18 protein-coding genes and 1 other RNA gene are annotated in these 20,142 nt (G+C 70.4%); 13 read left to right on the top strand and 6 right to left on the bottom strand.

Annotation, left to right across the window (positions count from 1 at the left end; all coding sequences use genetic code 11):
• Positions 1 to 61: 61 nt before the first annotated feature.
• From ACFQW8_RS01950 to ACFQW8_RS01935, 4 genes are all read left to right on the top strand, one after another.
• A complete protein-coding gene (locus ACFQW8_RS01950; RefSeq protein ID WP_380085300.1) occupies positions 62 to 1,495 on the top strand; it encodes a peptidoglycan DD-metalloendopeptidase family protein in 1,434 nt (477 codons plus the stop codon).
• 114 nt (positions 1,496 to 1,609) lie between these two features.
• Positions 1,610 to 2,104, top strand: coding sequence for an SsrA-binding protein SmpB (gene smpB, locus ACFQW8_RS01945; protein WP_380085299.1), 495 nt, complete (start codon positions 1,610 to 1,612; stop codon positions 2,102 to 2,104).
• 45 nt (positions 2,105 to 2,149) lie between these two features.
• Positions 2,150 to 4,090 carry a DUF2207 domain-containing protein gene (locus tag ACFQW8_RS01940; protein WP_380085298.1) on the top strand — a complete coding sequence of 647 codons (1,941 nt, stop codon included), beginning with the start codon at positions 2,150 to 2,152 and terminating at the stop codon, positions 4,088 to 4,090.
• A 137-nt stretch (positions 4,091 to 4,227) separates the two neighbouring features.
• Positions 4,228 to 4,752, top strand: a complete 525-nt coding sequence (locus ACFQW8_RS01935) for a type 1 glutamine amidotransferase domain-containing protein (protein WP_380085297.1) — start codon at positions 4,228 to 4,230, stop codon at positions 4,750 to 4,752.
• Between the two features lie 62 nt (positions 4,753 to 4,814).
• Here ACFQW8_RS01935 and ACFQW8_RS01930 read toward each other — a convergent pair whose 3' ends face one another.
• Together ACFQW8_RS01930 and ACFQW8_RS01925 are read right to left on the bottom strand one after the other, a co-directional pair.
• Positions 4,815 to 4,988, bottom strand: a complete 174-nt coding sequence (locus ACFQW8_RS01930; RefSeq protein ID WP_380085296.1) for a CsbD family protein — start codon at positions 4,986 to 4,988, stop codon at positions 4,815 to 4,817.
• Between the two features lie 73 nt (positions 4,989 to 5,061).
• Positions 5,062 to 8,466: a pyruvate carboxylase gene (locus ACFQW8_RS01925; RefSeq protein WP_380085295.1), complete on the bottom strand. Its 3,405-nt coding sequence runs from the start codon at positions 8,464 to 8,466 to the stop codon at positions 5,062 to 5,064.
• Positions 8,467 to 8,602: 136 nt separating this feature from the next.
• On the opposite strand from ACFQW8_RS01925, the gene ACFQW8_RS01920 reads away from it, so the two are divergent.
• A complete protein-coding gene (locus ACFQW8_RS01920; RefSeq protein WP_380085294.1) occupies positions 8,603 to 9,523 on the top strand; it encodes a phosphatidylinositol-specific phospholipase C/glycerophosphodiester phosphodiesterase family protein in 921 nt (306 codons plus the stop codon).
• Position 9,524: 1 nt separating this feature from the next.
• Here the strand turns inward: ACFQW8_RS01920 and ACFQW8_RS01915 are convergent, their stop codons facing one another.
• Positions 9,525 to 9,905 (bottom strand): winged helix-turn-helix transcriptional regulator, encoded by a 381-nt coding sequence (locus ACFQW8_RS01915; RefSeq protein WP_380085293.1) that lies wholly within the window; start codon positions 9,903 to 9,905, stop codon positions 9,525 to 9,527.
• A gap of 107 nt (positions 9,906 to 10,012) precedes the next feature.
• Between ACFQW8_RS01915 and ACFQW8_RS01910 the strand changes: the two genes are divergently transcribed.
• The 3 genes from ACFQW8_RS01910 to ACFQW8_RS01900 all read left to right on the top strand — a co-directional run bounded on the left by ACFQW8_RS01910 (position 10,013) and on the right by ACFQW8_RS01900 (position 12,339).
• A complete protein-coding gene (locus ACFQW8_RS01910; RefSeq protein WP_380085292.1) occupies positions 10,013 to 10,873 on the top strand; it encodes an SDR family oxidoreductase in 861 nt (286 codons plus the stop codon).
• A gap of 100 nt (positions 10,874 to 10,973) precedes the next feature.
• Positions 10,974 to 11,340, top strand: a transfer-messenger RNA (tmRNA) gene (gene ssrA / locus ACFQW8_RS01905).
• Between the two features lie 99 nt (positions 11,341 to 11,439).
• The gene (locus ACFQW8_RS01900) at positions 11,440 to 12,339 is read left to right on the top strand and encodes a phosphatase PAP2 family protein (RefSeq protein ID WP_380085291.1); all 900 of its coding nucleotides are present in this window, start codon (positions 11,440 to 11,442) and stop codon (positions 12,337 to 12,339) included.
• On the opposite strand, the gene ACFQW8_RS01895 is transcribed toward ACFQW8_RS01900, so the two are convergent.
• Positions 12,270 to 13,130: a class I SAM-dependent methyltransferase gene (locus ACFQW8_RS01895; protein WP_380085290.1), complete on the bottom strand. Its 861-nt coding sequence runs from the start codon at positions 13,128 to 13,130 to the stop codon at positions 12,270 to 12,272. The two genes, ACFQW8_RS01900 and ACFQW8_RS01895, sit on opposite strands and share 70 nt — an antisense overlap.
• Positions 13,131 to 13,258: 128 nt before the next feature.
• Here ACFQW8_RS01895 and ACFQW8_RS01890 point away from each other — a divergent pair, with 128 nt between their 5' ends.
• On the top strand, positions 13,259 to 13,954 hold the full coding sequence (locus ACFQW8_RS01890) for a winged helix-turn-helix transcriptional regulator (RefSeq protein ID WP_380085289.1): 696 nt from the start codon (positions 13,259 to 13,261) through the stop codon (positions 13,952 to 13,954).
• A 21-nt stretch (positions 13,955 to 13,975) separates the two neighbouring features.
• Here the strand turns inward: ACFQW8_RS01890 and ACFQW8_RS01885 are convergent, their stop codons facing one another.
• Both ACFQW8_RS01885 and ACFQW8_RS01880 read right to left on the bottom strand, forming a co-directional pair.
• Entirely contained in the window at positions 13,976 to 14,620 is a 645-nt protein-coding gene (locus ACFQW8_RS01885; RefSeq protein ID WP_380085288.1) for a hypothetical protein, read from the bottom strand.
• Positions 14,617 to 15,234, bottom strand: a complete 618-nt coding sequence (locus ACFQW8_RS01880) for an SIMPL domain-containing protein (protein ID WP_380085287.1) — start codon at positions 15,232 to 15,234, stop codon at positions 14,617 to 14,619. Before ACFQW8_RS01880 ends, ACFQW8_RS01885 begins: the two co-directional genes overlap by 4 nt.
• A 108-nt stretch (positions 15,235 to 15,342) precedes the next feature.
• Between ACFQW8_RS01880 and ACFQW8_RS01875 the strand changes: the two genes are divergently transcribed.
• The 4 genes from ACFQW8_RS01875 to ACFQW8_RS01860 all read left to right on the top strand — a co-directional run bounded on the left by ACFQW8_RS01875 (position 15,343) and on the right by ACFQW8_RS01860 (position 20,119).
• Positions 15,343 to 16,806 carry an NAD-dependent malic enzyme gene (locus ACFQW8_RS01875; RefSeq protein ID WP_380085286.1) on the top strand — a complete coding sequence of 488 codons (1,464 nt, stop codon included), beginning with the start codon at positions 15,343 to 15,345 and terminating at the stop codon, positions 16,804 to 16,806.
• Positions 16,803 to 17,162 (top strand): VanZ family protein, encoded by a 360-nt coding sequence (locus ACFQW8_RS01870; RefSeq protein WP_380085285.1) that lies wholly within the window; start codon positions 16,803 to 16,805, stop codon positions 17,160 to 17,162. The genes ACFQW8_RS01875 and ACFQW8_RS01870 overlap by 4 nt, the downstream gene beginning before the upstream one ends.
• A 121-nt stretch (positions 17,163 to 17,283) precedes the next feature.
• Positions 17,284 to 19,569 carry a DEAD/DEAH box helicase gene (locus ACFQW8_RS01865; protein ID WP_380085284.1) on the top strand — a complete coding sequence of 762 codons (2,286 nt, stop codon included), beginning with the start codon at positions 17,284 to 17,286 and terminating at the stop codon, positions 19,567 to 19,569.
• Positions 19,559 to 20,119: a YqgE/AlgH family protein gene (locus ACFQW8_RS01860; protein ID WP_380085283.1), complete on the top strand. Its 561-nt coding sequence runs from the start codon at positions 19,559 to 19,561 to the stop codon at positions 20,117 to 20,119. Before ACFQW8_RS01865 ends, ACFQW8_RS01860 begins: the two co-directional genes overlap by 11 nt.
• Positions 20,120 to 20,142: the final 23 nt, after the last annotated feature.

The raw sequence follows: 20,142 nt of genomic DNA, 5'->3' as shown, positions 1-20,142 counted from the left end.
AGGAGAACCTCCCGGCGGGGGAGGTTCCATTCGGAGGTGACTCGTGTTACCAATGGTGACTATGTGGCGAACCCCTGCGCCTCGATCCGCTTCCGTTCGCCGGTATGCCGGTGTGTCGGTGGCGCTCGCGTGCTCCCTGGCCCTCGTGGCTCCCGTCTCGGCGCTCCAGGGCGCTGACCCCGACCCCGGTCAGCAGAAGCGCAAGGTCGACTCGCAGATCAACCAGCTGCGCGAGGATCTCAGCGAGACCAACTCCAGCCTGGCGGCGGCATACACCGCACTGCAGGCGACGCAGGCCAGGCTGCCGGCCGCCCAGGCCGCGCTGACCCGGGCGCAGGGCGCCGCAGCCCGCGCCGAGACCGCCAACGCGATGGCGACCCAGGAGCTCGAGGTCGCCCGGGCCAACGAGACCAAGGCGCAGGACGAGCTGACGTCCACGACCACGCAGATCCGCGAGAGCCGCGACGAGGTGGCGCAGTTCGCCGCACAGATCTACCAGGAGCAGGGCTTCGGCGAGTTCGACATGGCCATGACGTCGACGAGCCCGCAGCAGTTCGCCGACCGCATCGCCCTCATCGGCACGGTCATGGACCTGCAGGGCCAGTCGATGGTGGCGCTCGCGACGGCCAGGGCCAGCCAGACGGCGCAGGAGGACCACCTGTCGGCGCTGCGCGTCGACTCCGAGAAGGCCAAGCGCAAGGCCGAGGCATCCCTGGCGGCCGCCAACGCCGCCCGCGACGAGGCCACCGCCGCCAAGACGGCGCTCGACGCCCTGGCTGCCAAGCAGACCAGCCAGGCAGCCACCGTCAGGGCCCAGTCGATCGCCGAGAAGGCCAGGCTCGCTCAGATGCAGGCCGAGTCGGCGCGCCTCAGCTCGGTCATCAAGGCCCGGGCCGCCGCCGCCCTCAAGGCCGCGCGCATCGCTGCCGCAGCCAACGCTCGCGCCAAGGCCGCGGCTGCGGCACGAGCGGCTTCGGCACGTGCGGCTGAGGCACGGGCCGCGGCTGCGGCCGCCGCGGCGGATCGCGCGGCACGCAACAACAGCAACCGGCCGGCACCTCGAGGGCCGGCTGCCCCGCCGCCACCACCGCCACCGCCCAGCGGCGGTCCGCTCAGTGCTCCGAGCGGAGGCCGGATCAGCTCCGAGTTCGGCATGCGCTTCCACCCGATCCAGCGCGAGTGGCGGCTGCACAGCGGCCGTGACTACGCAGCGCCCTGCGGCACCCCGGTCAAGGCGGCGGCTGCGGGCACCATCATCGAGTCGGGCTACAACTCCGGCTACGGCAACCGCGTCATCGTCGACCACGGGGTCATCAACGGCGTGCACCTCACGACGACCTACAACCACCTGGAGCGGATCCGGGTCGGTTCGGGTGGGGTCTCGCGGGGCACCGTCGTCGGCTACGAGGGCTCGACCGGCAACTCCACCGGCTGCCACCTCCACTTCGAGGTCTACGAGGACGGCACCTTCGTCGACCCGCGCAACTACCTCTGACCGCGTCGGCGCTTCGGGCGGGACGGGCGACGCGGCGGGTGCGGGGCAAAGGCACGCGCGCCCACGGCATACGCTGCAGTAGCGTGTCGCACTGACTCGAGGGAGGTGAGCGTCGTGGCACAGGCCAACAAGAAGAAGAGCGCCAAGGTCGACGACGGGCGCAAGCTCATCGCGAGCAACAAGAAGGCACGACACGACTACCTCATCGAGGACACGTTCGAGGCCGGGCTCGTGCTCATGGGCACCGAGGTCAAGGCCCTGCGCATGGGTCGCGCGACGCTCGTCGACGGGTGGGCCAGCTTCAGCGGTGACGAGCTGTTCCTCGAGGGCGTCCACATCCCCGAGTACCTCTCCGGCTCCTGGACCAACCACACGCCGCGGCGTCGACGCAAGCTCCTGCTCAACCGCAAGGAGCTCGACCGCATCGCCCACAAGACCCGCGAGAGCGGTCACACGATCGTCCCGCTGCAGCTCTACTTCAAGGACGGCCGCGCCAAGGTGGAGATCGCCATCGCCAAGGGCAAGAAGGAGTACGACAAGCGCCAGACGTTGCGGGAACGTCAGGATCGTCGTGAGACCGAGCGCGCGCTCGGCACGAGCAGGGGGTAGTTCGTGAGGGGTCGGCTTCGGACCTGGGGGGTTGGCCTCGGTGCCATGGCAGTGGTGGTGCTCGGCTGCGTCCCGGTGGGAGCGGCCCTGGCAGCGCCCGTCGGTGGCGCGCAGTCACCCTCCTCTCTCGTCGGCTTCGTGCCGATGGACGACGACGCCACCCGCTTCAACGTCTCGTATGCCGTGCAGCCGGACGGGTCGATGCAGGTCACCCAGCGCATCCGCTGGGACTTCCCCGAAGGGGAGGAGCGCCACGGCATCTATCGCACGATCCAGGTGCGCGCCGGCTACCAGGAGTCCACGACCCAGTACCGCCACTACGAGCTCTCCGACGTCGAGGTCAGCTCGCCGACCGGGGCTCCGACGGACACCGACATCTCGGACTTCGGGGCCTACGAGCAGGTGCGCATCGGCAACGCCGACGAGACCGTCGAAGGGGTGCACGACTACGTCCTGTCCTACACGCTCGACAACGTCGTCAACGACATCGGTGACGGGACCGCCGAGCTCTACTACAACCACATCGACCCCTCCAACGAGTACGTCTACCGCGACGTGAGCGCCGAGGTCACGGGGCCGGTCCCCGCCACCAAGGTCGCCTGCTACTACGGCGCGCTCCAGGAGGACACGACCTGCACCGGGACCGCAGGGGCGACGTCGAGGTTCACCGTCCCCGACATCGCACCCGGTCAGGGGGCGACGATCGTCGTCTCGTGGCCGCGCACGGCCTTCGGTGACCTCACCCCCGACCTGCGTGATGCCGAGTCCGACGGCGGTTTCGGTGGAGGTTATGGGGACCCCGGGCCCTCCCTCAGCCCGGACCAGCAGAAGTACCTCGGGGCAGCACTGGCCGGTGGCGGCGTGCTCATCCCGTTGCTCGCCGGCGGTCTCATGGGGCTGCTCGTCTGGACTCGCGGACGCGACGAGGTGTATGCCGGACTGACCCCGGGACTCTCGCCCGGCGCTGGTGAGAGCGTGCCGGTGGTGCGGGGGAGCGCCCCCACCGTGGCGGTGCAGTTCACGCCTCCGGCGGGAGTCCAGCCGGGAATGGTCGGCACGATCATGGACGAGAAGGCCGACGTCGTCGACGTCACGGCCACTCTCATCGACCTGGCCGTCCGAGGGCACCTCACCCTCACGGCCGAGGAGAGGGGGCGCTTCCGCAGCGACGACTGGATCCTGCGCCGGGCCACGCCGCCGGCCGGCGCCGCGGCCCTGGCCCCCTACGAGCAGCAGCTGCTCGACGGCGTGTTCGCCTCCGGTGACGAGACCCGGCTCTCCGCCCTCAAGAACACCTTCGCCGGCACCCTCAAGCAGGTGCAGGCGCTGATGTACACCGAGGCGGTCCAGCGCCACTGGTTCCGTCGGTCACCCGATGCGCAGCGCTCCGCGTGGAGCGGCCTCGGCATCGTCCTGCTCGTCCTCGGTGCCCTCGCCCTGTTCTTCCTGACCTCGACGCTCGGTGAGCTCGGCGGCGGTGGTCTCGTGGCCATGGGCTGGGTCTTCGGCGTCGGCCTCGTCGTCGCCGGCCTCGTCGTCCAGGCCCTGGGCCGCCGAATGGCCTCCCGCACGGCGCAGGGCAGCGCGGTGCTCGCCCAGGCGAGAGGTTTCGAGCAGTACATCGCGACGGCCGAGGCCAACCAGATCCGGTGGGAGGAGGCCCAGGACGTCTTCTCGAAGTTCCTGCCCTACGCCATCGTCTTCGGGCTCGCCGATCGCTGGGCCACGGTCTTCGAGGAGGTGGCGTCGGCCGCCGCCGCGGCGGGCCACGTCATCGCCGCCCCCACCTGGTACCTCGGACCGATGACCGCTTGGAACTTCGGCCACGTCGCCACGAGCATGGACTCGTTCTCGACGCAGGCCGCCGGGACCTTCGTCTCCACCCCCGGCTCGTCCGGCGGCTCGGGGCTCGGCGGGGGCGGCTTCTCCGGCGGTGGTGGGTTCTCCGGCGGTGGCGGTGGCGGGGGTGGCGGCGGCTCCTGGTAGCCGCTCGTCAGGTGGAATCGCATATTTCGCGGTGCGCGCTCAGTTGCTCCTTCGTCGCAAACGCGCGCATCGCGAAATATGCGATTCCACCCGCACGGGGGTGGTCGGCGCTCTGTCACTGTGATGGGCTGGGTGGCATGACCAAGAAGATCGCGTTCCTGACCGCACCCGAGGGCATCGAGCGGGTTGAGCTCACCGACCCCTGGGACTCCGTGTCCGACGCCGGGCACTCAGCCACGCTGCTGAGCACCGAGCCGGGCACCGTGCAGACCTTCGACCACCTCGACAAGGCGGAGACCCGCCCGGTCGACGGCCTCGTCTCGGAGGCGTCGGTCGACGACTTCGACGCTCTCGTGCTTCCCGGCGGCGTCGCCAATCCGGATGCGCTGCGCATGGATGAGGACGCCGTGGCCTTCGTCAAGGCGTTCGTCGAGTCGGGCAAGCCCGTGGCCGCCATCTGCCATGCGCCGTGGACCCTGATCGAGGCAGGCGTGGTCGAGGGGCGGACCCTCGCCTCCTGGCCCAGCCTCCAGACCGACCTCCGCAACGCCGGGGCCACGTGGCAGGACGAGGAGGTCGTCGTCGACGGCAACCTCATCACCAGCCGCAACCCCGACGACATCCCCGCATTCACCAAGGCGCTGCTCGACGCGCTCGGCTGAGGCCCCTTCGAGGCAGGAAGGCCGGTCACCCTCTGGGGTGACCGGCCTTTGCTGCAGGGGACTCAGTTCTTGAAGGCGTCCTTGGCCTTCTCGCCGGCCTGCTTCAGGTCCGCCTTGGACTGGTCGGTGCGACCCTCGGCCTCGAGGCGCTCGTTGTCGGTCGCCTTGCCGGTGCCCTCCTTGGCCTTGCCACTGAGGTCGTCCTTCATGTTCTCGATCTTGTCTCCGATACCCATGGTGAGTCTCCTTGGTTGTGCGGATGGTGATCTGCACCGAGCCAGCGCCGCGTCTTGACGCTTCGGTGCCCTTTCAGGCTAGACCCTTCAGGACGATCAGAAGGTCTCCGCCCTCGACCTGTTGGTGACCACCGATGGCGAGGCGTTCGACGGTGCCAGCGCTCGGCGCGGTGATGCTGGCCTCCATCTTCATGGCCTCGATCGTCGCCACCACGTCGCCGACCTCCACCTCGGCGCCCTCGGCGACCACTGGGGTGACGACCCCGGCAAAGGGGGCGGGCACGTGCCGGGGGTTGCCCGGCTCGGCCTTCTCGGCGGCCTTGACGTCGACCTTGACCGCGCTGTCGCGGACGGTGATCGGGCGGAACTGGCCGTTGAGAGTGCACATGACCGTGCGCATGCCCTTGGCGTCGGCGTCGCCGATCGACGACACCCCGAGGAGCAGTCGCTTGCCGGCCTCGATCTCGACCTCGTACTCACGCCCCTGGTCGAGCCCGTGCAGGAACTCGACCGTTCCGAGCACCGAGAGGTCGCCGTAGCGCTCCCTCGACGTCAGGTAGTCCTGGGTGGGTCCGGGGAAGAGCAGCTCGTTGAGTGCGCCGCGCGGTGTGACGTCGAGGGCCTGCTCCTGCTCGGGCGTCAGGTCGGTCACGCGCGGCTTGCGCCCGCGTCCCTGGAGGGCCTTGGTGCGGAACGGCTCGGGCCAGCCTCCGGGAGGATCGCCGAGCTCACCCTCGAGGAAGCCGATGACAGAGTCGGGGATGTCGTACTTCGTGGGGTTCTCCTCGAAGTCGTCCGGGTCGGCTCCGGCTCCGACCAGGGCCAGCGCGAGGTCGCCGACGACCTTGCTGCTCGGGGTGACCTTGACGAGGTTGCCGAGGATGCGGTTCGCGGCGGCATACATGTTCTCGATGTCCTCGAACCGGTCACCGAGCCCGAGGGCGATCGCCTGCTGGCGCAGGTTCGAGAGCTGGCCTCCGGGGATCTCGTGGAAGTACACCCGGCCGGTGGGGGAGGGCAGGCCGGACTCGAAGGGGGCATAGAGCTGACGCACGGCCTCCCAGTAGGGCTCGAGCGCGAAGACGTGGTCGATGTCCAGCCCTGTGGTCCGGTCCGTGCCGTCCGTGGCGGCGACGAGGGCCGACAGGGACGGCTGGCTCGTGGTCCCCGCCATGGCGGCGCAGGCGGCGTCGACCGCGTCCACGCCGGCGTCGATGGCGGCGAGGAGCGTGCCGACCTGCCCACCGGCCGTGTCGTGCGTGTGGAGGTGCACGGGCAGGTCGAAGCGCTCGCGCAGGGCCGTGACGAGCGTGCGCGCGGCGGGTGCGCGCAGCAGCCCGGCCATGTCCTTGATCGCGAGCACGTGAGCGCCGGTCTCGACGATCTGCTCCGCGAGCCGGAGGTAGTAGTCGAGCGTGTAGAGCTGCTCGGCGGGGTCGCTGAGGTTGCCGGTGTAGCAGAGGGCGACCTCGGCGACGGCGGTGTCCGTGGCGAGCACGGCCTCGACCGCGGGACGCATCTGGCTCACGTCGTTGAGCGAGTCGAAGATCCGGAAGATGTCGAGACCGGTGCGGGCCGCCTCCTGGACGAAGACGTCGGTGACCCGGGTCGGGTAGGGCGTGTAGCCGACGGTGTTGCGTCCCCGCAGGAGCATCTGGAGCGGGATGTTGGGCATGGCCTCGCGCAGGAGGGCGAGCCGCTCCCAGGGGTCCTCGCTGAGGAACCGCAGGCCGACGTCATAGGTCGCTCCGCCCCACGCCTCCATCGACAGCAGCTCGGGGGTGAGACGGGAGACGTGGCCGGCGACGTGGAGCAGGTCACGGGTGCGCATCCGGGTCGCGAGCAGCGACTGGTGGGCGTCCCGGAACGTCGTGTCGGTCACGGCGACGTCGGTGCGCTCGCGCAGCTGGCGTGCGAACTGCGCCGGACCGACCCGCTGCAGCAGGTCACGTGAGCCGGGCGGCACGGGGGCGACGAGGTCGAGCGCCGGCAGCTTGGTGCGCGGCCTGACCCTGGCACGGGCCGGGCCGTGCGGCTGGTTGACGGTGACGTCCGCGAGATAGGTGAGCAGCTTGGTCCCGCGGTCGGCCGGGGTGCGGGCGGTGAGGAGCCCGGGACGCTCGTCGATGAACGACGTGGTGGCCTCGCCTGCCTGGAACTCCGGGTCGGCGAGGACTCCCTCGAGGAAGCGGATGTTGGTGGAGACACCGCGGATCCTGAACTCCGCCAACGCCCTTCGCGCCCGGCGCACTGCCATGGGGAAGCTCCGACCACGACAGGTGAGCTTGACGAGCATCGAGTCGAAGTGGGCCGACACCTTCGCACCGACGAAGACCGTGCCACCGTCGAGCCGCACCCCACCACCCCCGGCGGAGCGATAGACCGTGATCGTGCCGGCGTCGGGGCGGAACCCGTTGGAGGGGTCCTCGGTCGTGATCCGGCACTGCAGGGCGAACCCACGGACGACGATGTCCTCCTGCCGCAGGTCGAGGTCCTCGAAGGTCTCGCCCGAGGCGATCCGCAGCTGGGAGACGACGAGGTCGATGTCGGTGACCTCCTCGGTGACGGTGTGCTCGACCTGGATGCGCGGGTTCATCTCGATGAAGACGTAGCGACCGTCCTTGCCGAGGAGGAACTCGACGGTGCCGGCGTTGACGTAGCCGATCTCGCGCGCGAAGCGCACAGCGTCGGCGCACATCTGCTCGCGCACGGCGGGGTCGAGGTTGGGTGCCGGAGCGATCTCGACGACCTTCTGGTGACGCCGCTGCACCGAGCAGTCGCGCTCGAAGAGGTGAAGGATGCCCGTGTCACCGTTGGTCGTCCCGGTGCCGTCACTGAGGATCTGGACCTCGATGTGCCGCGGGTCGACGACGGCTTCCTCGATGTAGAGCGTGGGGTCGCCGAACGCCGCGTCGGCCTCGCGCTGAGCCGCCTCGAGAGCGTCGCGCAGCTGGGCCGGGTCGGCGACCCGTCGCATGCCTCGGCCACCGCCACCGGAGACGGCCTTGACGAAGCACGGGAAGCCGATGTCCGCGGCGGCCGCCTCGAGCGCGTCGAGGTCGGTCCCGGCCTCGGACCCGCGCAGGGTCGGCAGCCCCGCCGCGCGCGCGGCAGCGATGGCCTTGGACTTGTTGCCGGTGAGATGGAGGACCTCGGGCGGCGGACCGACGAAGGTGATGCCGTGGGCGGCGCACTCCTCGGCGAGGAGCGGGTTCTCGGACAGGAACCCGTAGCCCGGGTAGATCGCGTCGGCGCCGCAGTCGAGGGCGACGCGAACGATGCTCTCGTGGTCGAGGTAGGCCCGGACCGGGTGACCCTCCTCGCCGATCTGGTAGGACTCGTCGGCCTTGAGCCGGTGCTCGGAGTTGCGGTCCTCGTGAGGGAAGACGGCGACCGTCTTGGCCCCCAGCTCGGTAGCCGCGCGGAAGGCCCGCACGGCGATCTCACCTCGGTTGGCGACGAGGACCTTGCGGAACACGGCATACCTCCAGCTGGGACGAGAAACGTGCCTCGATCGTAGTGACCGCTCACGGGGTGAGACGGTCTGCTCAGAGTCCGGACCTGTTCGCGCTCTCGACGCCTGCGGTTCACCGCGGCGGGCCAGGGTGAACGCCATGCCACGTATGCCGTTCGCCCGCCCAGCCGTCCTCCTCTCCGCCCTGCTCGGCGCCGGTCTCGTCACCGGCCCGGTCGCCTCTGCCTCCGTGACGACGATCTCCCCGGAAAGCGTGAGCGCCTCCGCCGCACCGGCACCACGCTCGAGCGTGCAGCCGCTGGAGCGAGCCCACGCGCACAACGACTACGAGCACGAGCGCCCGCTGCTCGACGCCATCGACCACGGCTTCACCTCGGCCGAGGCGGACGTCTGGCTCGTCGACGGCGAGCTCTACATCGGGCATGACGGTCCGGACCTCAGCCGCACCCTGGCCGACACCTATCTCGAGCCGCTGGCCCAGCGTTTCCGTGAGAACGGCGGCGCCATCCACCCGCAGTGGCGCGACGACTTCCGCCTCCTCATCGACGTCAAGAGCAACGGTGCCGCCGCGTGGCCGGTCATCGACCGGCAGCTCGCGGCATACCCGCAGCTCTTCTCGGCCTCCCGCCAGGGGCGAGTGCACGAGCGCGCCGTGACCGCGGTCATCTCCGGCAACCGCGACCTCGCCGCGATGCAGGCTGCGACGACCCGCTTCTCGTTCTACGACGGTCGGATGAGTGACCTCGGTGGGCCGCTGGATGCGGGCATCGTGCCGCTCATCAGCGACAACTGGACGAAGTTCTTCACCTGGCAGGGTGTCGGCGAGATGCCGGCGGGGGAGCGTGCCAGGCTCCACGAGATCGTCGCCACCGCCCACGCCAACGGCCAGGAGGTGCGCTTCTGGGCCACGCCGGACCTCGCCCTGCCCAACCGCGAAGCCCTGTGGCGAGAGCTCGTCGCGGCTGACGTCGACGTCCTCAACACGGACGACCTCGCCGGACTGCAGCGCTTCCTCCTCGCCGAGGACCCGGCCGAGCAGAGCGCCGCTCGCGCCGCCTGAGTCACGACGCGGCGGCGGCATCCTCGAGGATGTCGGGGGCGTTCTCGACGACCCACACCATGAGCGGGTTCAGCAAGGCGGCGAGCTCGAGCCCACGGGGAGTCAGGGAGTACTCGACATGCGGCGGCACGACCGGTCGCGCGTCACGCAGCACGAACCCGTCAGCCACCAGGGTCCGCAGGGTCTGCGCGAGCATCTTCTCGCTCACCCCTTCGGCGCGACGGCGCAGCCCGCTCCACCGCAGGGGCTCGCCGTCGCCGAGAGCCAGGAGCACCAGCAGGCCCCATTTGCTCATGACGTGGTCCAGGACGGTGCGGCTCGGGCAGCCCGCCGCAAAGACCGCGTCGGGGAAGAGCTCACGTAGTGGGGTACTCACCTTCATGTAGGTACCTTACTTGAAAGTGGGTACTAACTTCTGGGAAGTATGCCGTTGTGCCGGTCGTTCTCCGGGTGTCAGCACCACAGCCACCACCTCGAAAGGCCTCACCCATGACCACGATCCTCGTCACCGGCGCCACCGGAGCGCTCGGCCGCCTCGCCATCGACTCCCTGCTCGCCCGCGGCGTCGAAGGCTCTGATGTCGTCGCGCTCGTGCGGGACCCGGCCAAGGCCACGGCCCTCGCCGAACGAGGGGTCGAGCTGCGCGTCGGCGACTATGACGACCCGGCCTCGCTCGACGCCGCCCTCGTCGGGGTCGACCGGGTGCTCCTCATCTCGGGCAGCGAGGTCGGACAGCGCGTGGCCCAGCACCAGAACGTCATCGACGCCGCCACTGCCGCGGGCGTGTCCCTCGTCGCCTACACGAGCATCGTCCGGGCGGACTCCTCGCCGCTGGGTCTGGCCGCCGAGCACAAGGCCACCGAGGACGCGCTCGCGGCGTCCGGACTGCCGACGGTGCTCCTGCGCAACTCCTGGTACCTCGAGAACTACACCGGGCAGATCCCCGTGCAGCTCGAGCACGGTGCCGTCCTTGGTGCGGCCGGCGAGGGCCGGATCAGCGCTGCCACCCGGGCCGACTTCGCCGCTGCCGCGGCGGCGGTCGTCGCAGAGGACGGTCACGCGGGACAGGTCTACGAGCTCGGCGGCGACGACTCGTTCACGCTGGGGGAGTATGCCGCGGCGCTGTCGGAGCAGTCCGGCACGCCGGTCGCCTACCGCGACCTGTCCGTGGACGACTACGCCGGCGCGCTCGTCGACGCAGGTCTCCCAGAGGGCTACGCCCAGGTGCTGGCGTCGAGCGACGAAGGAATCAGGCAGGGTGCCCTCCTCACGGAGTCGGGGGACCTCTCCCGCCTCACCGGCCGCCCGACCACGACGCTGGCCGAGGCTCTGAAGTCGGCCCTGGCCTGATACTTCGCAGATGCCGGACACGGAATTGATTCGGGGGCGCCGCGCGTTGACGGGTAGAGTTCGACGACACAACTGAACAGCGTGGGATGAGCCCCCTCAGGGGGGTGATCGGTTTCGACATTGGTCGGCGGATCAAGGGAAGCGGGTCGAGGATGCACGGTTATCTCGTTAACGCTCCGTGCAAACCAATAGGTGCCGACTCAAAGCGCACCGACTTCGCCCTCGCCGCCTGAGCGAGCTCCGAAGTCCGTCAGCCTGAGCTAGATCTCGACTCAGTGCCTGGCGCCATCTAGAGAACTGGCTGCGTCACTCTTGTCGGGGGGTGGCGTGGGACTTAATCCGACTGGGCCTGTCAGGGAACGTGTGCGCGCGAGCCCTGGGGCCGAGAAAATCCACAGCGCACTGCACCCGGAGAAGCCTTGGTTTCCCGTCAGTGGACGCGGGTTCGATTCCCGCCACCTCCACCACCGTGGTCATCCCACGAACGTCGACACCCGGTTCGGGCGGCCCTGCCGCTCGGACCGGGTGTTCGTGTGTCCCGGACCGTCGGTGTGTGACGATCTCGTATGCCGTCCGCCGCCACCCAGCCCCCCGCGCCGCGCGACGAGGAGCGGGTCGGCACCCGTGACCTCGCGCAGTGGCGCACGGCCTCCGGACGCAGACTCGTCCGCCTCGTCGCCCGGGTGGCCGAGGTCCTGGCCCGGCTCCTGCGCTGGTCGGTGTCCAACATCGCTCTGCTGCTCACCGCCGGAGTGGGGCTCGCCCTCGTGTGGGGTCTCAGCGCAGTGACGGCAGAGGTCTATGAGAACGTCGTCGACCGCGACGGCATCTCGGTCATCGACCAGCCGGTGCTCGACGCCTCCGTGGAGGCCCGAACGCCGTTCCGGGCGGAGCTCGCCACCGACTTCACCGACGTCGGTGGACCGGTGGTCATGCCGATCCTCACGGTCATCGTCGCCGGCGGGCTCGCGCTCCTGTGGCGCCGATGGACACCGGTCGTCCTCATGGCCATCGCCAGTCTCGGGTCGCTGGCCATGACCGTGACGGGCAAGCAGCTCACCGGCCGAGCCCGCCCCCCTGAGTCGCTCGCCGTCCCCCCTTTCGAGACCTCACCGAGCTTCCCCTCGGGGCACACGCTCAACGCGACCGTCATCCTCGGGCTCACGGCATACCTGCTCGTCCTCTGGATCAACCGCCAGCGCTGGCGGGCGGTCGTCATCGTCCTGCTGGGCGCCGTCATCGTCGGGATGGGCCTGTCACGCGTGTTCCTCGGCCACCACTGGCTCACCGACGTCATCGCGGGGTGGGCGGTGGGCCTGGCGTGGCTGGCCAGTGTCATCACCGGGCACCGCGTCAAGATCACCCTCGACCGCCGACGCAGGCGCCGGGCCGACGGTCAGGGGCGGGTGCCGGACACGACGAGCATCTCGCACGGCCCGACGAAGCCCTCCGGCCCGTCGAACTGACCGAGGGCCTCCTCGATCTCCCGCCACGCACCGGCGCGAGCGGTGTCGTCGACGCCGGACAGCATCTGGTGCAGGGCGCCGAACGACTCCTGCTCGAAGCGGACGCACTCTGCGGCGTTTGCCATCCGCACCGGTGAGGGCACCGTCGTGACGGTCACGTCGACGAGTCCCGCCGCTGCGTACGCTGCCTCGGCCACACCGGGTCCGCCCAGGCTGAACGGTCCGGGCAGACCCGGGCCGGGGGCCGGCAGACCGGCGACCCTGCGGATGACCCCCACCGGGATCGAGAAGAAGCCGTTGCGGTCAGGTGTCGAGTAGATGATGGCCGAGACCCGGCCACCGGGCCGGAGCGTCCGACAGATCTCCTCGAGGGCGCGGACCCGGTCGGGGAAGTAGATGAGCCCGACCCGCGAGATGGCCGCGTCGACGCTGCCATCCGGCACGGCGGAGAGGTCCTCGCCGTCGGCCTCCAGGGTCGTGACGTTGGACAGTCCGGCCGCTGCGGCCTCGTCCGCCGTGAACCGGAGGATCGCGGGTGAGATGTCGGTCGCGAGCACGTGGCCGGAGCTGCCGACCCGGCGGGCGGCGGCGAGGGTCTGGCCTCCTGCACCGGCGGCGACGTCGAGGACGCGGGAACCCTCGGTGAGCCGGACGTCGTCGAGCATCTGCCCGGTGGCCGTCCCGAGCCACCTCTCGATCGAGGGGCCCCAGCGGTGCCAGGCCTCGGCTGCGTTCTCCCACTGGGCGCGGGTGGTGGTCTTGAAGGCGATGGGGTCGAAGGTGGTGGTCATGGTTCCTCCTGGTGTCGGGGTGGTGGGACGAGCGTGCGTCCCGGGACCCGTCCCCCTCCAGAACGCAAAGTGGACCGAAGTGGGCCAGTTTCTGGACCGCAGGCCCCTGGCGGGTCGACACTCGACAGGTGAAGGAGTACTCGCAGTACTGCCCGGTCGCCTTGGCCAGCTCGGTGTTCGCCGAGCGATGGACGCCGCTGATCATCCGGGAGCTCGTGCTGGGCGCCCGCCGCTTCAACGAGATCGACCGAGGGCTGCCGGGGATCTCGCGTTCTCTGCTCAAGCAGCGTCTCGAACACCTCGAGCGCAAGGGCGTCGTCCAGCGGGTCGCCGTGCCGGCGGGCCACGAGTACCAGCTCACGCCGGCAGGTCGAGACCTCGAGGGCGTCATCACGGCTGCCGGCGAGTGGGCGGTGCGCTGGATGTTCAGCGAGCCCGAGCCGCGGGAGGTCGACCCGGTCACCCTGACGTGGTGGATGTCGCGCCGCCTCGTGACCACGGAGCTGCCCGACCACCGCACGATCGTCGAGTTCGACTACACCGGAGAGGACCCGACCCGGATCTGGATGGTGATCGAGCGCCGCGAGACCTCGGTGTGCACCGACCCGCCCGGCTTCGACAACGACGTCGTGGTGACCACCGAACCGGTGGCGTTGATGCGAGTCTTCTCGGGCATCGTCACCTATCCGCACGCCCTCGCCGACGGCAGCCTGGCGCTGACCGGACCCTCACACCTGACCCGAGCGGTTCCGCGCTGGTTCGCGTGGAGCCCGTTCGCTCCGGCGGTGCGCCAGCGCCTTGGCCTCGACGCCTCACACCCGTGACGATCGTTCGGGACCGCGACCTCAGGGACTGCCCTCTGGACGCGTGACGCCGGCGATGTCGAGGGCCCACGCCTGACCGTCGCGACGGAACCCGAGCCGCTCGTAGTAGGCACCGACCATGGCGTCGGGGGTGCGGATGGTGCGCCACCCGTGGCCGGCGAACAGGCCACTGCGCCGCCACACGAACTCGCCCGGCGTGAAGTCCCGGTAGCGCTCGGTGACGTAGTCGAGCTCCACCTGACCGACACCGCCTCCCGCGCCGCGGACGACCACCACGCCGACGGTCTCGTGGCCGTGGACGACGAGGTAGGCATAGCGTTCGGCGGCCTCGGTGACGCCGCTGAAGCCAGGGTTGAACCTTTCGATGTCGTCGTGCTGGACCTCGAGGAAGTGCTGCAGGTAGGCGTCATGCTCCTCGACCTCGATGACGGTGAAGGCGCTCTCGTCGTTCCTCTCCCGCAACATCCTGGCGATGAACCAGAGGTTGATGGCCGCGAGCACGACGTTCATGGCGACCATCGGCCAGACGCCGAGGAAGGCGTTGAAGAACGTCAGGATGATGCAGGCGACCGTGTTGAGGACCCGCAGCCGCAGGATGCGCGCCTGGAGGAGCGAGAAGACGAGGAGAGCCGAGCCGAACCACCCGAGGGCGTCGAGCCAGCTCACGTGAGCGCCCACCGGACCGTGACGGTCGTCGTGATGGCCTGCGTCCCACCCTCGATCGGCATCGAGGCGTCAAAGCTGGCCGACCGGGCCATCATCGGGCGCGGCCGGTTGTCGTCGGGGCCGCCCTCGTGGATGTGGATGACCTTGCCGAGCTCGGTGCCCGCGAGACGAGCGAACTGCGTGGCCCGGGTGTGGGCATCGGCGAACGCGGCGTCGCGGGCGGAGGCGACGGCGTCCGCGGTCTGGTCGGCCCCCATCTCGATGCCGTCGACGGCGAGCGCGTCACCGGCCGCACCAGCGAGGGCCTGGAGGAGGTCGCCGACCCGATCCCGGTCGCGGACGGTGAGCCGGAATGCCTGGTATGCCGTGTAGCCGATGACCTTGCGCCCGTTCTGGTCGTGCCGCGGATGGATACCGACGTCATCGGTGCGTCGGTCACGGGGCTCGACGCCGTGGTCGGACGCCGCCTGCAGGGCCGCAGCGGTGCGGTTCGACGACTCCGTCAGGGCGGAGGCGACGTCGCGGGCGTCGCACTGCACCCGGGCGCGCACGATGACGAGGTCGGGGACGACGTGGTGGGCCCCGTGGCCGGTGACTTCGACGTGGTCGGTCATGCTCGCAACTCTAGGTCCGCGCAGCCGCCTCGTGACCCACGGAGCGGGAGGTCCGGCTGTGGCGGGTCGATGAAGTCGAACTGGCGAGTAGCAGGTTGAATCGTCTCCATGGCCGCCCTTCCCTCTGCTGCGAACTCCGTCACCGTCCGCCTCATCGTCCCCGCCAGAGCCACCGCCGTGAGCGAGCTCACCAGCGTGGTCGAGCAGGCCGGGGGAGTCGTCACCGGTCTCGACGTCACGGCCTCGGGCCACGAGCGGATCCGCGTCGACGTGACCCTCATGACCCGCGACCCGGGCCACGCCGACGAGATCGTCGAGCGCATGCGGACGGTCGAGGGCGTCGAGATCGGCAAGGTGTCGGACCGCACCTTCCTCATGCACCTCGGCGGCAAGCTGAGCATCGAGTCCAAGGTCCCGATCCGCAACCGTGACGACCTGTCCCTCATCTACACCCCCGGTGTCGCGCGCGTCTGCCTGGCGATCGCCGCGAACCCGGAGGACGCCCGCCGCCTCACGATCAAGCGCAACACCGTCGCCGTCGTCACCGACGGCACCGCGGTCCTCGGTCTGGGCGACATCGGCCCGCTCGCCGCGCTCCCCGTCATGGAGGGCAAGGCAGCCCTCTTCAAGCGGTTCGCCGACATCGACGCGTTCCCGATCTGCCTCGACACCACCGACACCGAGGAGATCATCACGGCGGTCAAGGCGATCTCGCCGGTCTTCGCGGGCATCAACCTCGAGGACATCTCGGCGCCGCGCTGCTTCGAGATCGAGGCACGCCTGCGCGAGGAGCTCGACATCCCGGTCTTCCACGACGACCAGCACGGCACCGCGATCGTCTGCCTCGCCGCCATGCGCAACGCGCTCGCCGTCGTCGGCAAGAGGCTCGAGGACGTCACCCTCGTCATGAGTGGCGCCGGCGCTGCCGGCACCGCGATCCTCAAGCTGCTTCTGTATGCCGGCCTGCGCAACGTCGTCGTGGCCGACTACTACGGCGTCATCCACAAGGACCGCGAGGACGTGGTGTCCGGGGATCACCCCAACCAGGCGTGGATCGCCGAGAACACCAACCCGCAGGGCCTGTCGGGAACCCTGGTCGAGGCCCTCGCCGGTGCCGACGTCTTCCTCGGCGTCTCGGCACCCAACATCCTCACCGGCGACGACATCGCCACCATGGCCGACGACGCCGTCGTCTTCGCGATGGCCAACCCGACGCCCGAGGTCGACCCGATCGAAGCGGCGAAGCACGCAGCCGTCGTCGCGACCGGACGCTCCGACTTCTCGAACCAGATCAACAACGTGCTGGTCTTCCCCGGCGTCTTCCGCGGCCTGCTCGACTCCGGCTCCAAAGTGCTCACCCCGGAGGTCCTCCTCGCCGCAGCCGACGCGCTCGCCGCGGTCGTCAAGGAGGAGGAGCGCAACGCGACCTACATCATCCCCAGCGTCTTCCATCCCGACGTCGCCGGTGTCGTGGCGGCAGCCGTCTCCAAGGCCGCTCTCGCCGCTGGTGCCGCGACCGCAGAGCCGAAACCGAGCGCCTCGGTGGCGGAGCCCGCCCCCACCACGGCGTGAGGAGCGAGCGCACTCCTCGTTGGACCTTCGCGCCGGTGCTCGCGGCGCTGCTCCTCCAGCTGGGGGTGCTCTACGCCCCCTCGGGTGGGGGAGCCCCGCCCTTCGCCCACTTCGACAAGCTGGTGCACTGCGCGGTCTTCGCGCTTCCCGTGTTCCTCGCCCTGCTGGTCCGCCTGCCGTTCACCCCGGTCGTCATCGCCCTGGCCGCGCACGCACCGGTGAGCGAGATCGTGCAGGCGACGTTGCTGCCCAAACGGGCTGGTGATCCCTGGGACGTCGTCGCCGACCTCGTCGGCGTCTGCCTCGGGGTGGCTGCGGCCCATCTCGGGCTGCGCAGGGCGAAGCGGGATCGCTGATAAGATGGACCCTTGCGCCACGTCCGGCGCCCGCGTTCCAGCCCGTTGAATCTCGTTGACACAGATGTCGCGTGGAGGGCCGTATACGCCCCCACCACCGACTCGGATCGAGTGATTCACCATGCCCAAGAAGATTTCCTCCGGCGGCAAGAAGCCACGTTGGACCTCCTCCCAGAAGTCCGCGGCGCAGGCCAAGGGACCCAAGAAGGCCCACCGCGGCCAGCCCGACGGGCCCACCCGCACCAAGGCGCCGCGCTCCGAGCGCAGCCCACGCTGGGACCGTGAGGACCGTGGAGCCCGACCCGAGCGCAGTGAGCGCCCGGAGCGTCGCGACGACCGCGCCTCCTCGGGCCCGCGCCGCGAGGCCCGTCCCGACTCGCGCGGTGGCAACCAGGGCCGCGACAGCCGCGCCGACTCCCGCTCTGACACGCGCAGTGGCTACCAGGGCCGCGACAGCCGCAACGACTCGCGTGGCGACAGCCGTGGCGAGCGGCCGGCATACGGCCAGCGTCGTGATGACCGCGCCACGTCCGGGCCTCGTCGTGACGACCGGTCCGACACCCGCGGTGGCTATCAGGGTCGCCACAGCCGCAGCGACTCGCTTGGCGACAGCCGTGGCGAGCGGCCGGCATACAACCAGGGTCGTGACGACCGTGGCACCTCGGCGCCGCGACGCGACGACCGTCCCGAGCGTGGTGACCGTCCGGCATACGGCAGCCCCCAGCGCGGCGAGCGCAACGCCCGTCCCGGCTACGCCGGCCCGCGCCGCGACGACCGCACCGAGCGCAGCAGCCGACCCGCCTACGGTGAGCGCCGTGACGGCCGTCCGCCGTTCCGTCGTGACAGCGACACCCCGGTCCGTCGCGTCGCCGACCCCGTGCGTCGTGACCGCCACGAGGGCCGTCACTTCGACGAGCGTCGCAACGACCTGCCCGAGCAGCGCACCTTCGAGGAGGCCGAGGCCGAGCGCGCCCAGGCCGACACGTGGGTCAAGTACGAGTCCAAGAAGGGCACCGGTCCCACGGAGGTCACCGAGGACAACGGCTTCGCCAAGCTCGGTGTGGACCCGCGCCTCGTCGAGCGCCTCGCCCGCGACGGCATCTCCTCACCGTTCCCGATCCAGGAAGCCACGATCCCCGACGCGCTCGCGGGTCGCGACGTCCTCGGTCGCGGCCAGACCGGCTCCGGCAAGACGCTGGCGTTCGGCCTCCCGACCATCACCCGCCTCATCGACGGAACCCGCCCCGCGCCCAAGCGCCCCCGCGCCCTCATCATGGTGCCGACGCGCGAGCTCGCGATGCAGGTGAGTGACGCCCTCGAGCCGCTCGTCCACGTGACCGGGCTGCGCCACAAGCTCGTCGCGGGTGGCCTCTCCTACGAGCCGCAGGTCCGGGCCCTCAAGAGCGGCATCGACATCCTCGTCGCCACCCCGGGTCGCCTCAACGACCTCATCGAGCGCGGCGCCTGCGAGCTCGACGACGTCCGGGTCGTCATCCTCGATGAGGCCGACCACATGGCCGACATGGGCTTCATGCCCGAGGTCACCGCGATCCTCGACAAGATCCCCGCGGGCGGTCAGCGCCTGCTCTTCTCGGCGACACTCGACAAGGGCGTCGACAAGCTCGTCGACCGCTACCTCACCGACCCGGTGACGCACTCGACCGAGGACGCGCAGGCCAGCGTCACGACGATGAGCCACCACATCATGCTCATCGACCCCAACAACAAGAAGCAGCTCACGGCCGAGCTCGCCGCACGCGACGGTCGCACCGTGGTCTTCGTGCGCACCCAGCTCGGCGCCGACCGCATCGCCCGCGAGCTGCGTGAGAAGGGCGTCCTCGCGGCCGCCATCCACGGCGGTCTGTCCCAGAACCTGCGCAACCGCGCGCTCGGCGCCTTCCGCGACGGGTCGCTGCCCGTCCTCGTCGCCACCGACGTCGCCGCCCGTGGCATCCACGTCGACGACATCGGCCTCGTCCTGCAGGCCGACCCGCCTGCCGACCACAAGGACTACCTGCACCGTGCCGGCCGCACCGCTCGCGCGGGGGAGAAGGGCACCGTCGTGACCTTCGCCCTCCCGCACCAGAAGCGCACGATGGCCCGTCTCGCCGAGGCCGCCGGCCTCGACGTCGAGCCCATCCGCGTGATCCCGGGCGACCACAACGTCGCGGCCGCCGGAGGACGTATGCCGTCCGGCGTCCCCGTGGCTGATCACGTCTGGATGCCACTGCTCGAGGCCAAGGAGCAGCGTGGCCGTCGTCCCGGTGGCCCGCCGCGTCGCTTCCAGGGTGCCTCGCGTGGTCACCAGGGCGGATCCGGTGGTGGCTCGGGCGCCCCTCGAGGCGGCGAACGCCGGGGTGCGGGCAGCCGCGCCGGTGGCCGTGCAGAATGGAACCGTGGCCGCTGACAGCACGACGGGACGACTTCTCGTCTCCACCCCGCAGCTCGATGACGGGTTGTTCCACCGCAGCGTGATCCTCGTGCTCCAGCACGACGACAACGGCGCCCAAGGGGTTGTCCTCAACAAGCCGCTGGGCGCCGACGTCGACTCCGTCCTCCCGGGGTGGGGCGAGCACATCGCCTCGCCGCAGACCCTCTTCCAGGGGGGTCCGGTGCAGCTCGACTCGGCGTTGGGGCTGGCCACCTTCCGCGGCGATGCGGAGCTCCCTCCGGGCAGCAAGCGGCTGTTCGACTCGGTCGCGATCGTCGACCTCGACACCCCGCCCCTGCTCGTCATGCCCGAGGTCGGCGGCCTGCGGATCTTCGCCGGGTATGCCGGGTGGTCCAGCGGGCAGCTCGAGGGCGAGCTGGATCGTGGGTCGTGGTTCGTCGTGGACTCCGTCGCCGGCGACCTGCTGACCGGCGACCCGGGACGCCTCTGGGAGCAGGTGCTCCGGCGCCAGCGGGGCGAGCTGGCTTTCGTCGCCTACTACCCCTCGGACCCCGAGCTCAACTGACCACCGGCCGAACCCGACGTACG

This window comes from Knoellia altitudinis, from assembly GCF_042666355.1.
Lineage (GTDB): Bacteria > Actinomycetota > Actinomycetes > Actinomycetales > Dermatophilaceae > Knoellia > Knoellia altitudinis.
Note: the sequence above shows the minus strand (reverse complement) of the source record. Positions and strands in the feature narration are given on the sequence as shown.

Bases quoted from the DNA above. Each gene is read 5' to 3' on its own strand.
- ACFQW8_RS01895 (WP_380085290.1), bottom strand. From the start codon at position 13,130: ATGACCACCACCTTCGACCCCATCGCCTTCAAGACCACCACCCGCGCC.
- ACFQW8_RS01865 (WP_380085284.1), top strand. From the start codon at position 17,284: ATGCCCAAGAAGATTTCCTCCGGCGGCAAGAAGCCACGTTGGACCTCC.
- ACFQW8_RS01940 (WP_380085298.1), top strand. From the start codon at position 2,150: ATGGCAGTGGTGGTGCTCGGCTGCGTCCCGGTGGGAGCGGCCCTGGCA.
- ACFQW8_RS01910 (WP_380085292.1), top strand. From the start codon at position 10,013: ATGACCACGATCCTCGTCACCGGCGCCACCGGAGCGCTCGGCCGCCTC.
- ACFQW8_RS01930 (WP_380085296.1), bottom strand. From the start codon at position 4,988: ATGGGTATCGGAGACAAGATCGAGAACATGAAGGACGACCTCAGTGGC.
- ACFQW8_RS01935 (WP_380085297.1), top strand. From the start codon at position 4,228: ATGACCAAGAAGATCGCGTTCCTGACCGCACCCGAGGGCATCGAGCGG.
- ACFQW8_RS01950 (WP_380085300.1), top strand. From the start codon at position 62: ATGTGGCGAACCCCTGCGCCTCGATCCGCTTCCGTTCGCCGGTATGCC.
- ACFQW8_RS01920 (WP_380085294.1), top strand. From the start codon at position 8,603: ATGCCACGTATGCCGTTCGCCCGCCCAGCCGTCCTCCTCTCCGCCCTG.
- ACFQW8_RS01880 (WP_380085287.1), bottom strand. From the start codon at position 15,234: ATGACCGACCACGTCGAAGTCACCGGCCACGGGGCCCACCACGTCGTC.
- ACFQW8_RS01900 (WP_380085291.1), top strand. From the start codon at position 11,440: ATGCCGTCCGCCGCCACCCAGCCCCCCGCGCCGCGCGACGAGGAGCGG.
- ACFQW8_RS01875 (WP_380085286.1), top strand. From the start codon at position 15,343: ATGGCCGCCCTTCCCTCTGCTGCGAACTCCGTCACCGTCCGCCTCATC.
- ACFQW8_RS01915 (WP_380085293.1), bottom strand. From the start codon at position 9,905: ATGAAGGTGAGTACCCCACTACGTGAGCTCTTCCCCGACGCGGTCTTT.